The organism is Pedobacter sp. UYP1 (assembly GCF_040547305.1).
GTDB lineage: Bacteria > Bacteroidota > Bacteroidia > Sphingobacteriales > Sphingobacteriaceae > Pedobacter.
Genome location: NZ_JBEPPL010000011.1, coordinates 33,709 through 46,356, shown reverse-complemented (window position 1 = coordinate 46,356; position 12,648 = coordinate 33,709). Strand labels below are relative to the sequence as shown.

Annotated in this window: 11 protein-coding genes; 2 read left to right on the top strand and 9 right to left on the bottom strand. The window is 39.4% G+C overall.

The window, feature by feature from the left end; all coding sequences use genetic code 11:
- Nucleotides 1–47: 47 nt before the first annotated feature.
- On the bottom strand, nt 48–1,550 hold the full coding sequence (locus tag ABIB30_RS19130; RefSeq protein WP_354304658.1) for a glycosyl hydrolase family 18 protein: 1,503 nt from the start codon (nt 1,548–1,550) through the stop codon (nt 48–50).
- A 344-nt stretch (nt 1,551–1,894) separates the two neighbouring features.
- Here ABIB30_RS19130 and ABIB30_RS19125 point away from each other — a divergent pair, with 344 nt between their 5' ends.
- The gene (locus ABIB30_RS19125) at nt 1,895–3,175 is read left to right on the top strand and encodes an acetyl-CoA C-acetyltransferase (RefSeq protein ID WP_354304657.1); all 1,281 of its coding nucleotides are present in this window, start codon (nt 1,895–1,897) and stop codon (nt 3,173–3,175) included.
- A 7-nt stretch (nt 3,176–3,182) separates the two neighbouring features.
- On the opposite strand, the gene ABIB30_RS19120 is transcribed toward ABIB30_RS19125, so the two are convergent.
- The 3 genes from ABIB30_RS19120 to ABIB30_RS19110 form a co-directional block, all read right to left on the bottom strand.
- Nucleotides 3,183–5,387, bottom strand: coding sequence for an alpha-galactosidase (locus ABIB30_RS19120; protein WP_354304656.1), 2,205 nt, complete (start codon nt 5,385–5,387; stop codon nt 3,183–3,185).
- Nucleotides 5,388–5,497: 110 nt separating this feature from the next.
- Nucleotides 5,498–5,929: a DUF417 family protein gene (locus ABIB30_RS19115; protein WP_354304655.1), complete on the bottom strand. Its 432-nt coding sequence runs from the start codon at nt 5,927–5,929 to the stop codon at nt 5,498–5,500.
- A 90-nt stretch (nt 5,930–6,019) separates the two neighbouring features.
- Nucleotides 6,020–6,955: an NADP-dependent oxidoreductase gene (locus ABIB30_RS19110; protein WP_354304654.1), complete on the bottom strand. Its 936-nt coding sequence runs from the start codon at nt 6,953–6,955 to the stop codon at nt 6,020–6,022.
- A 90-nt stretch (nt 6,956–7,045) separates the two neighbouring features.
- Between ABIB30_RS19110 and ABIB30_RS19105 the strand changes: the two genes are divergently transcribed.
- Nucleotides 7,046–7,882, top strand: coding sequence for an AraC family transcriptional regulator (locus ABIB30_RS19105; RefSeq protein WP_354304653.1), 837 nt, complete (start codon nt 7,046–7,048; stop codon nt 7,880–7,882).
- Nucleotides 7,883–7,935: 53 nt separating this feature from the next.
- On the opposite strand, the gene ABIB30_RS19100 is transcribed toward ABIB30_RS19105, so the two are convergent.
- From ABIB30_RS19100 to ABIB30_RS19080, 5 genes are all read right to left on the bottom strand, one after another.
- Nucleotides 7,936–8,133 carry a hypothetical protein gene (locus tag ABIB30_RS19100; protein ID WP_354304652.1) on the bottom strand — a complete coding sequence of 66 codons (198 nt, stop codon included), beginning with the start codon at nt 8,131–8,133 and terminating at the stop codon, nt 7,936–7,938.
- Between the two features lie 24 nt (nt 8,134–8,157).
- Entirely contained in the window at nt 8,158–8,373 is a 216-nt protein-coding gene (locus ABIB30_RS19095; RefSeq protein WP_354304651.1) for a bacteriocin, read from the bottom strand.
- A 402-nt stretch (nt 8,374–8,775) separates the two neighbouring features.
- Nucleotides 8,776–10,929 (bottom strand): peptidase domain-containing ABC transporter, encoded by a 2,154-nt coding sequence (locus ABIB30_RS19090; RefSeq protein WP_354304650.1) that lies wholly within the window; start codon nt 10,927–10,929, stop codon nt 8,776–8,778.
- Nucleotides 10,926–12,098, bottom strand: coding sequence for an HlyD family secretion protein (locus tag ABIB30_RS19085; protein WP_354304649.1), 1,173 nt, complete (start codon nt 12,096–12,098; stop codon nt 10,926–10,928). The genes ABIB30_RS19090 and ABIB30_RS19085 overlap by 4 nt, the downstream gene beginning before the upstream one ends.
- A gap of 77 nt (nt 12,099–12,175) precedes the next feature.
- Nucleotides 12,176–12,370: a hypothetical protein gene (locus ABIB30_RS19080; RefSeq protein WP_354304648.1), complete on the bottom strand. Its 195-nt coding sequence runs from the start codon at nt 12,368–12,370 to the stop codon at nt 12,176–12,178.
- Between the last annotated feature and the right edge of the window lie 278 nt (nt 12,371–12,648).

Below are 12,648 nucleotides of genomic sequence, written 5' to 3'. Positions count from 1 at the left end.
TGTTCAGGATATAATTGCGATATCCTGAACAGTTTAATTTAAAAATACTATTTAGGGCAGTTCTCTACAAACTCCCAAGGCCCCCATTGGCTGGCTTCAGGTAATTCATTAGGATTTACATACCATTTGTTTTTGTATATTTTGCCATTGTAATATACTTTTGTACCAGGTGCCGGATAAGCAATTCCTGCATTATAAGGTGCTACACCACAATTCCCTGTGCCTGGATTGGTTGGGTTAGTTGGATCAGTAGGTATAACTGGTGTCTCATTCTTGTAGTCAAATGCATTTGCAAGTGCTGCTGATGTAGTTTGTCCATTTAAAACTTTCTTAGCCACATTCAGGTAAGTTACGCCAGTATAGTTTGTTCCCTTTGCTGATAACAAAGCCAGGTTCCAGATCATAATACCATCATTTTTACCTGCTCTGCTTTGTGTACCGCCATCATGGATGTATTTGGCTAAATCAGCTTCAAATTGAGGGGTATGTTCAAAATAAGGGCCCCATGGTTCGTTTGGTACGTGCGTACCGTGCGCTAACTGAAAACCGTAAATGTTGGCATAATAAGCATAGGAGTCATACATTAACTTGCGGTTTGGTGCTGCCCCGATATTATAGGCTTGGTAGGCAATAATATCTAGTTTATCTCCTGCTGCTTTGATTACAGGGATCATTGCGCCAGTCGAGCTAAAACCAAATAAGCTGATGCTTTTCGTTCCATCGGTTGCGCTGTACAAGTAGCTGTCAGATTCGCCGGTTATCGTGTTTCTTTTGCTATAAGCAAATGGAGATGCAGCGTCATCATTGTTTAATCCGCCTAATGCTCCTGATCCTACCGGTGCGGTCGCGATAATATAGCCTGCCGACTTTGGCATTAATTTCCTGGATTCGGTAATAAACCTTGTCAGGTAAGCTACGTTAGCTGCATTTCCTGATTCGCTAAAGCTACCAGCAGGTTCAAAATCCCAGTCAATCCCTCCAAAGCCGATATCGTCTACGAAATCTTTGATCTGCTGATAGTTGATATTATTGAAGTTTTCCGGAGCTCTCCAATAGGTCTCGCCACCTAATGATAAAATTACTGTAATACCGCGTTGTTTCAAAATTCCAACGGCACGTTTCAACATCAAACCGCCTTCGGTTGCCTGGTAGCACTCTAGTCCGGTATTTGCTGTAGAAATATTGTAGGAGCCTTTTACATACGTTAAGTTAGGTTTGGCAAATGCAAAGAATACGTGTGTTACAGCAGTTGGTAAGGTTGTGAACGCACTTTTTCCATCTTCATTTAACCAGCCTTCAGTCCAGCTTGGATAGTAGCCAATAGTGATTGGCTTGGTTAAGCTTGCGTTAGCATTGCGTTCGAAATTGACTTGCGTTTTCGAATTACTTAATGACTGGTTGTCTGATTGCGAATTTCCAGGTTCTGATTTCTTACAGGAAGAAAATGTGGTTAAGATAAAAAGTCCTGCTGCTGTGCTGTTTTTTAAGAAATTGTACACTTTCTTTTTCGATGACAAGATTTTGTCATCAACTGATAAATGTTGTTTCATAGGATTAGGTTTTTAAGTTAACCTCAAAAATAGCACAGCAAATTACATTCGCAACTTTAATTGTAACATTTTCGATATAAATTATCGAATGTTATTGGTTTGGTATTTATTTTCTTTTAATGATAATATTTGTGCATTTTTTTGTTGGTTTTGAAATCAGCTTTAACTGATTGATGTGTCTCATTGTCACATCATTACGATTTAATTATTTATTTTTCGTTTTCATTTTATGAAAGTGTAAGGTTTGATGTGGAAATATTTAGGTTGTTTTATTGTGTGTTTTTAATTTTAAATTTTAATGGCTGATAATCAGTAATTTTAGTCCTCATCAAGGAGGTCAGATCATGCTGAATAACCATAAATCAAGAAAAGTGGCGATTGTTGGATACAATCGGATCCCATTTGCACGTCACAATACCTTTTACGTTCAGGCAAGTAATAAAGATATGTTCAGTGCAGCTCTCAATGGGTTAATTGACCGGTATAATTTGCAAGGTCAGTTGATAGGAGAAGTAGCTGGCGGGGCAGTAATCAAACACAGCACACCATTGAATTTAACAAGAGAATGTGTGATGGCTTCTGCACTGGATCAGAAGACTCCTGCTTGTGATCTTCAGCAGGCTTGTAATACAGGTATTGAAACTGCAATTTATATCGCGAATAAGATTGCACTGGGGCAAATTGATTCAGGGATTGCCGGAGGAGTTGATTCGGCCAGTGACGCGCCATTGGTCTTGGGCGAAAAGTTGCGGAAAATCCTTTTGGCTGCACGAAGAGCGAAGACATTCGGACAGAAATTTACTGAATTCTCTAAGCTCAGAATTAAAGATCTGACACCCGTTGCACCAATGAATATGGAGCCTGGTACTGGGTTATCAATGGGAGAACATACAGAGATCACAGCTAAATACTACCAGATTTCAAGAGAAGCGCAAGATAGCTTTTCTTTGAAAAGTCACCAGAAACTGGCTGCGGCCTACGACCGTGGATTTTTCAAGGATATGTTAAGTCCGTATTTGGGACTGGACATTGATAATAACATGCGCAGGGATACCAGCCTGGAAAAATTATCCAGGTTGAAACCCGCTTTTGATAAAGAAAATGGCTCGCTTACTGCAGGTAATTCTTCTCCCTTAACTGATGGGGCGTCCTGTATTTTATTGGCGAGCGAAGAATGGGCTGCACAGCAAGGCTTACCAGTTCTGGCTTATATAACCTTTGCAGAGGTGGCGGGTATTGAATATATTAAAGAACAACAAAATCTGTTACTCGCACCTGTTTATGCGGCAGCTAAGATGCTTAAAAAGGCAGAATTAACTTTGCAGGACTTCGATTTCTATGAGGTTCATGAAGCATTTGCGGCGCAGGTACTGGCAATTCTTAAAATATGGGAAAGTCCTGAATTGTTGAAAGAGTTTGGGTTTAAAGAGGCTTTTGGTAAAATTGACACCAGTAAGTTAAATGTGAACGGAAGCAGCATAGCGACCGGACATCCATTTGCTGCTACCGGTGGTCGTGTTTTAGCAACCCTGGCCAGGCTCCTGTATGAAAAGGGCAGTGGCAGGGGTTTTGTTTCTGTTTGTGCAGCGGGTGGTATGGGGGCCACCGTAATTCTGGAAAGATAAAGGGATGTTATTCAATAACTAGCCAGGTATATCCATTGGCAGGTATTGTGACCTCATAAGTCACAGTATCGTTGTGGTCTAAAGTATAGGAAACGGTTTTGCCTTCTTTCTCTCTGATATTAGCTTTTCCCGTAAGGCCTGTATAATAAAGAGGTAATTTGATTTTGCGGGTAATTTTCTCTGCCGAAGGATTGTATAGCATGGCCAATCCCTTTTCTTTTTGATTTGGATTTATATGTAGAATTCCATCCCACTCTCTTCCGTCTGCCCTGCGCAGGTGTATAATATCTGAATTTAAAATAGACCTGTATTTCTTGTACCAGCTAATCACATCAGTCACCAGCTTCTTTGTTTCGGGTGTATCGTATAACCTTGGGCCGCGGTAACAGGCTTGTATTCCTGCTCCATAATATTGCATCATCAGTAGTTCATAGGAGTCGCGATGTTCTGCCAGTGGTTCTAATGTGGATGCAGCATTGCCACCTCCATATTCAGTTAATGGAACGAAACCCCAACTCATAGAAGGGCTCTTCTCCCAGGTTCCGTCATAGATATTCTGACGGTTTAAAATTGCTTGTTCCTCCCGGGGTAGTTTGAAGTTTGCTTCTTTATATCCTAATGCTATTTTATGGGTTCCATCCAGGAAATACCAATCAGGCGCATTCACATAAACACCATTTTCATTACACCAACGATATAGTCCTTTTTGCAGTTCGATTTGTGCCCACTGCGAATCTTCCAACCCTTTATGGCCCGGGTGTTTTGTTGATGCACAGACATCTCCCGGATATGGGCCATCATTCTCAAAGATATCCAGCCCTGTTTTTTTTATAAACCCTTTGATTTTATCAATATAGGCTAAGCCCCAGTTTGACCCTAAACAAGGTGCATGGGCAAACTGAGCATGAACATCTGCTTTTCCGGTTTTTGGATCGATCACATCTTCCTCGTCATTAATCCGGCGGCTGGAAAATAATGAATAGCCGCCCATCAGGATACCTTTACTATGTGCGTAATCTACTAATTCCCGCATTTTTGCTATATTTCCTTCGCTTTGGTCTTCCATATCCACACCGCTGCCAAAACTGAGGATAATAGCCTCATAGCCGGTTTCTGCACATTGATCGACAGCAGTTTTTACCACTTTTGGATCAATAGAGATCAGGTGCATGAAGATTGGGTTTTCTGTTGACCAGGGAGCTATTTTACGGTACATCATACGCTGGGCCAATCCATTTCTATCTCTGTCATAGCTATCCAGCAGCAATTCATTAGTTCTGATAGATTTAAAGGTATTCCCGGGAGCAATTTCTACACCCGGACCTATCGGCGGATAAACTTCCAGTAAACATGGTGTTTTACGGCTATAGTTAACCTGTGAAGTGTAGGTTGAATCTGTATTCCAGTGGGTAGTTTGATCTGATAAACGGGCATTCATAGAATTATTAAAGGCATAGTTGCTTTCCACATAAATTCCGTGCGGAGTTTTGATGTCTTTTGGATTTCCGTCTACTGTAGATTCCTCTTCATGTGCTGCAATAAGCTCGTTAATCACCTGACCTAACTTAATGGTTTGCTTTCCTTTATTTTCAACGCCAAGCCATTTACAGATTAATGGTATACCATCATATAATTCATAGTTTATATTGACCCGGATTCCTTTCAAAGCAGGCAAGGTGGATTCAAAAGAGAATGTCACCATCTTTCCTGTAGGTTGTTGTCTGTTGGAGGCCCACTCATTGGCAGCAGGCTTCCAGTTTATATAAGGTACAATGGGACTGATTTGATAAGATTTAAAAAGGAAATCTGAACTATTTGCCGTTAGTCCGTCCAGCCATTGATTTAAAAGGTAAGCGTTTTGCTTTTGTCCATATAGCCCGCCTACGTTATAAGACTTACCGTTGATTGTTAATTTTGCTTCCGGACTAACTGCTCTTAAAAGCTGCTGTCCATTGCTTAAGTTACTGAAATCTGTACAGGCAAGATTCGGCTGTAAACGGAATGATCTTTTAATCAGTCCATTAGATAAGATAATGTCTTTATTTGTGAAGTCGCGATATACTTGTGCTGTTTTGCCATTACTATTGATCAGCCAATCGTGACTTTTAGCCGTTTCTTCTGTTTTTTTCCATATCGGCAGTGAAGTTATTTTATCTTGTGCCAGAAGGTGACTGGCTTGAAATAAGAGTAAAGCAGCTAATATTCTTTTCATTTTTAATCTCCTTTTTCACGAATATAAAGAGATAAATATGGAAATAAACAGGAAGTTTCGGACTTAATAAAGTAAAATGATTTAGTTATATCTGTTTGATAATTAATTTTTTAATCGACAGAATCATTTGCAGATCGTTCTAAAACTTGTATCCCTATAGCCAAAAATGCCAGATCTTTTAGAATGAAGAAATCAGTGACCGGAACTCCGTCCAATTGTTTCCATATACCGGGCGTGCTGAGTAAAAAGCTTAAGGTGGAGGCGAAAATAATAAGTGTTAATATTCCGGCAATTATCCCTGCTTTTTTGCTCCAGAAAGAAACAGCCAGGAACAGCGCAGTAATAATTTCAAAAATTCCTATGATTATCGATCCTGTCTGAATAGAAACCAATTGATAAAGCCAGCTCATTATCCAGCTGTTCTCCACTAGAGGTTTAATCGCTTTTGCTTCTGAAGGAGTAAATTTTAATATGCCTATCCATACTAATACCACTATGGTGGCGATAACGCCTGCTGTGTAACCTGTTTTACTTGTTTTCATACCCCCTTTGTCGGTCGTCATAAAGAAACCTTACAGGAAATTTTAAAAAGATAAGAGCCTTTTTAAATTGGGCTCTTATCTGGTTTTAACTTAAATAGTAATGACTATTTTTCCAACTGTTCTTCCAGACTCTATAGCAGAATGAGCTGCTGGCAATTGCTCAAACGGATAGGTTTGGCTTACATGAGATTTAACAATCCCTTTTTCCAGTAAAATCGCCAGTTGTTTCATATCATCCCCATTCGAGGATACCAGGATGAAGTAACCATTAATTCCTTTGGCTGATGCTTTAGCAGTTACTTCTTCATTCAGACCTGAAGGAATGCTAATGATCGTACCACCTGTTTTAATGGCCTCCAGTGAACGATCGATATTATCGCCGCCTATGGTGTCCAAAACAAAATCAAGGTCTTTAACAACGTCTTCGAAGCGCTGGCTGGTATAGTCAATATGTTCATCTGCACCCAGTTCCATTACAAAGTCTTTGTTTTTTGCAGAGGACGTTCCAACCACATAGGCTCCGATATGTTTGGCAATTTGTACGGCATAATGTCCTACACCTCCGGCTGCTGCATGGATCAGCACTTTATCTGTTGCTTTGATCTTTGCATGGCTAACCAGGGCTTGCCAGGCTGTAAGTGCTGCCAATGTTGCGGCGGCAGCTTCCTCATGTGATATATTGGCTGGCTTTAGCGCAAGTTGTACTGCCGGAGCGGCCACATACTCGGCGTAAGCTTTACCATGGCCAGGAAAATTTACCATCCCGAATACTTCATCACCCACTTTAAATAACCTGGATTTTGATGCGGTAACAATGCCGGAAACGTCCCATCCCAGTATAATCGGAGGTTGTTCTTTGAGTTTTCCGTATAATCCTTTTCCGCTTCTTGTTTTGGCATCGACAGGATTAATACCAATTGCTTTAACTTGGATCAGAACTTCATCTTCAATGAGTATTGGTGCAGGTAATGTGGTCGGTACCAGTTTATCTACATTACCGGCTTCTGTTAGAACTATTGCTTTCATTTCTCTTTGTTTAAATTTGTAACGCAAAATTGTACTTATTAATTGATGGTTTTACGGTATATATTTTCTCTATTTCGGTATATTTGTAACATGAAGAAAGAAAATCTCTACGAACCATTTTCAGTGAGTTTTGAAACACTGGAAGAAAGTTCGGTCTGGGCACATAAAAATAGCTTTTTCGAGTTAATCTATGTCTTGTCAGGTACGGGAAAACAGTGCATTAATCAACATAAGTTTAACTATCATCCTGATCATATGTTCCTGATCACACCCGATGATTGTCATTCTTTTGATATTGAAACCACGTCACAATTTTTCTTTCTGCGTTTTAATGATATTTATATTCGTTCAAAAGGGATCAGCAGTGCTGATCTTCAGCGCCTGGAATTTATTCTGCAGAATGCGAATCATCAGCCGGGCTGTATTTTAAAGAATCAATCTGATAAAAACCTGGTGCGCCCGATGGTAGAGGCGGTTATTCGCGAAGGTCTGAACCGGGATTTATACCATAAAGAATTGGTGCAGCAATTGGTGAATACATTGATTGTAGTCGTTGCCCGGAACATCGCAAAATATCTGCCTGAAGAAGTTAATGAATGTACAGAAGAAAAGGCTTTGGGTATTCTGGAATACATCCAGAACAATATTTATCATCCTGAAAAAATCCGGACAGAAATAGTGAGTAAACATTTTGGAATTTCAGAGACTTACCTGGGGCGTTATTTTAAAAAGCATATGAATGAGACGATGCAGCAGTATACAATCAATTACAGAACAAAGTTCATTATGAACAGGTTGCAGCACAGTGATATGCGAATTAATGAAATAGCTGATGAGCTTGGTTTTACCGATGAGAGCCATCTGAATAAATTCTTCCGGAAGCAGAAGGGGCAAAGCCCTGGGCAGTATAGAAAAACTTTTAAATGACCGTTATGCTGATACTATCAGCATAACGGCAAGCGTTAATTTATTATGGGTTTTTATAGAGAGCCGAAAATGGTACCTAAAGTACTGCCAATGAAGCTAACAGTGCTTTTGACAAAGTTAGTTGTGATAGATACAACTTCATTAAACAGACCGGTTACGAGGTCGTTAATGATACCACCGCCTTCAATTTTTGACATTTCTGCCGTGTTCATTTCTTGAACACCAAAGTTTTTTAATGCTAGATTTTTCATAATGGGGGTCGGTTAACTTAGGTTTTATAATGAACCTAAAATTGTAAATAATTGAGTAAGACCAAATTTAACGGTATTACCAACTACAGTACTTACAGTATTAACAACTCCACCTACAGTAGTAGCCACTGCGCCAACTACACCAAAAATATTACCTAGTAAACCACCGCCTTCGATTGTTGACATTTCTTTTGTGTTCAATTCTTCAACACCAAGGTTTTTTAATTCTAAATTTTTCATAATGGGGGATTATTATAAATAAACTCCTTACTCGTTAAAGGCTTTTCAGGATACGCCTAGGTTGGCCAAACACTATAACGAAAGTAATGATATTTGACTTAAACGTGGAAAAGTGAAAAAGGCCTTAACTCGCGATTTTTATTTTGCAGTATGCTGAATATGTGGTTTTTAAGTATTAAAACACGCTTTTTAACCTGTTGCGGTGATTGTGTTTGGATGTTATTCAATTCATTCATTTAGTGCATAGCCTGTTTTGAAGTTAGAATAGTTAATTAAAGGGGGGGGTGAGGGGGTGTGATTTTTGATTTTGTTTCTAACTGGTTGAACGTAAGCATGTTTTTCTTGGTGAGGAAAAGGATTGTCTTCATTCGAAGGGAAAGAAAACCTCAGTCGAAAATTGAATTATAGCTGTGGTAATTGAAGTTTCCATAAATTAGCATAAGCAGACTCCTTGCTATAGATCAGTTCATGGTGTGTGCCTTGTTCAACAACGACTCCTTTATCCAATACAATGATTTTATCTGCATGATTTAATGTGCTTAAGCGATGTGCGATCACAATAACTGTCTTTTGATTTGCTTTTAAGAGTTCAATCATTTTCTGAACATACTTTTCTGAAGCAGAGTCGAGTGAAGAAGTAGCTTCATCCAGAATAAGAATTTCCGGATTCCGGTATAAGGCTCTGGCAATCGCAATGCGTTGTCGCTGTCCACCAGAGAGCGTGGTGCCATTTTCTCCAAGGTAAGTTTGAAATCCCCTGGGTAAGGTTTCTATGAAATCAATAATCCCAAGCTGTGTAGCTATTTCAATGATTTTTTGCATGTCAGGTTCATAATCACCTACCGCTATATTGTCAATGACATTGCCAGCAAATAAGTCAATTTTCTGTGGTACAACTGCTACTGCACGGCGCAAAGAAGAATTGCGGATATACTTTAAATCATAACTGCCTATGCGCACGTTCCCTTCCTGTATGGGATAAATATTTTGCAGAATGGACATTAAAGTCGACTTTCCTGAACCACTTTCGCCCACAATGGCAGTAAATTTACCTTTGGGGATCATCAGGTTCAGGTTTTCAAAAACGTTGAGTCTGGTTCCATAACGGAAAGATACCTTTTCAAAGTGGATGTCACCGATCTTATCGGGGGTAAGGTCAATTTGGTTTTCATCACTTTCACGTTCCAGATCCATAATTTCAAACAATCTGTCTGCTGCAATAACAGCATCCTGTACCGTTTTATTCATGCCGATCAGTGAGGTAACCGGACCGGTAAAATAACCGATAAGTGTATAAAAGGATAACAATTCACCAGGGGTGATATTACCGTCCAGTACATATCCAGCGCCTACCCAAAGTAAAACTATCGTTAAAATTCTGGATATCAATTCGGTTGAAGTTCCTGAAAATACAGAGTTGATGTTGGATTTAAAACCCGTCTGCAAAAGGTTAATAAAGCGGATTTCTGTTTTTTCATTGGCATGGGATTCCAATCCGAAACGTTTGATGGTGCCCACTGAATTTAAGCTTTCTACCAATTGTGATTCCAATTCTGCAGAATCTTCCATGAGTTTCCTTTGTACTTTCTTATTTAATTTATCGGTAATGAAATAAATAATGAGATATAAAGGGATGACTGTCAGCATGATCAGTGCCAGCTTCCAGTAATAGGTGAACATCATGATAAATGAGAAGAAAACGATGAAGATATTCACCAGAAAGTTAATGCTAACATCGTTTAAAAAGGTCCTGATTTTTACAGCATCATTGATCCTTGAGATGATTTCCCCAACACGCATCGTATCAAAAAACGTTTGTGGTAACTTCAATAGGTGTTTGTAGTAGCCTAAGATCAACTGGCTATCGATCATTTGACCCGTTTTTAAGGTAAATATCGTTTTGGCAGTACCAATGAAAAGCTGAACAGCCAGAATAATTACCATCGCTATGCTCATCAGGTTGAGCAGGTTCCGGTTACCGTCTACCAATACAAAATCTATTAATTTCTGTACAAAAATGGAAGTAGACAGACCTAATATCGTATACACAATAGCACCTAGTAGTGCCTGAACCAGGATACTTTGATGTGGTTTAATCAAACTCCAGAAACGGCTTTGTATGGATATTTTTTCATTCCCAGTCTGAAATTCTTCTGCAGGTAATAATAAAACAAGCGCCCCCGTCCATTCCTTTTTAAATTCTTCATGGGATTTACGATGCATTTGTCCATCGGCGGGATCCATCACCTCAATGAACTTACTGGTCACCTTATAGATCACCACGTAGTGTTGTAAAATCTGATCTACAATTAAATGTGCAACGGCAGGTTTAGGAATTTTAAACAGACTCTCGAAGGGGCCTTTTACACCGGCGGCCTCAAAACCTAATTTCCGCCCAGCTTCTACCAGTCCCAGAACTGTCGTCCCTTTTTTGTCTGTACCAGCCAGCTGCCTGATGCGGGCAACAGAAAGATCCAGCTTAAAATGAGAGGCAATTGACGCTAAACATGCTGCACCGCAGTCGGTAATATCTCTTTGTTTTACTTTGGTACTCATATTTTGTCGCTTACATTTGGATTTACCCAGTCATCAACTTTGTCGTATAGTAACTGATATAAGCTGCGCTCGGTTACAGTAAAACGTGCAGTGAAGTTCATTCCCTTTTTTAAAAATCCTTTATAGCCGTTCTTCAACACTAAATAATTTTTAGTCAGGTTACATCTGACTTTAAATACAGGTTGATTGTTGTTGATAATGATAATATCATCTGATATATCGAGTACTTGTCCGGTTGCTAATCCCCATTGATTATAATTAAAGGCATCTACCTGAAACCTGACTTCCTGTCCTTTTCTGATCAGCCCGATATCAGCTGGTTTGATATAGCAGAATGCAGTAATATTGGTGTCGGGGGATATTTCGCCGATCTTTTGATTCGCAAATACATAAGCTCCTTCCTGGATACCAGAGAGATTCTGGACAGAGCCACTGATCGGGGCTCTTAAAGTATACTGTTTTTTCTGTTCGTTCAGGTCTACTTGCTGGCTGGAAAGCTGTCGCAGTTCATTTTTGAATTGATTGGCTTCTGTTTGCCACCTGGTTTTATATTTGGTAGTCACCATCAGATAGGCAGAGGCGGCTTGTTCTTTTTCAAACTTGTATTTTTCATATTCAGATTCAGTCACCACCTTACTTTGGTACAATTTATTATACCTGTTGAAGGTGGTTTCTGTCTGTTCTTTAGCAATCCTGGCATTTTCAGATTCCTGTGCAAATTCTTGCCAGGCTGCGGTATACTGGCCGGTTTTTGGATTCGGATAACTATATCCATTCCATTGGATGTAAACTAATAATTTGTTCAGGTCTTGTAAAAATTCACTGATCTGTCCCTGGCGTGTTTGTACAAGTGCATCTTGTTTTTTTGGTGCAGACGCATCTATGACTAATAAAATATCGCCTTGTTTTACCTTCTTATTATCTTTTAATCCGAGCTGAATAATTCTGCCATTTACGGGAACAGTAAGCTCTGTTTTTTCCATTGAAGATTGTAAAAGACCACTGCTTTTTACACTGATAGGAGTTTTAATAAAGGGTAATGCGACAAAAGCAGCTAAGATGGCCAGTACGGTAGCGATATAGATAAATTGGCTTGGCTTACCAATCTTTGACCGGTAAACGATAGAATTACTCGATATGGTTTCAATAGTGTAGTTAGACAGGGACATATGGGCAGCATATAAAATAACCGTTATGCTTCAATAGGGCATAACGGTTATCAGTAAGAATTTTAAATTCTAATCTTTTAAAGAGGACCGATGCCAATATTGATCAGTGGAGATAATATTTTATTTAAAGTATTCACCACATTACTTAGCAAGGTATTTACCCCTCCCATTAAGCCGTCAAGGAAACTCAGCAGACTTCCGCCTTCGGTATTCAGCATTTCCGTTGTGTTCATTTCCTGAACACCAAGATTTTTTAACTCTAATTTTTTCATAATAATAGCTTGTTACGAATAGTTCCTTACTCATTGAAGGCTTTTCAGGGTACGCCTCTTTGGTCAAACGCTGAATCGAAATTAAATAATAAGAAGTTAAAAACATTGCGGGGATAAATAATGGAAAGCCAGACGGCCTTAATTTAATGAGTTGAAAGCGACCTGTCAGGCTGCTAAACGGTCTTTTTACGGAAGAAAAGCGGAGTCTTCGAATTCTTATTCAATTCATTCATTATTTAGGGTTGTGAAGAACCCGCTGTTTTAAATACAGGAAAACA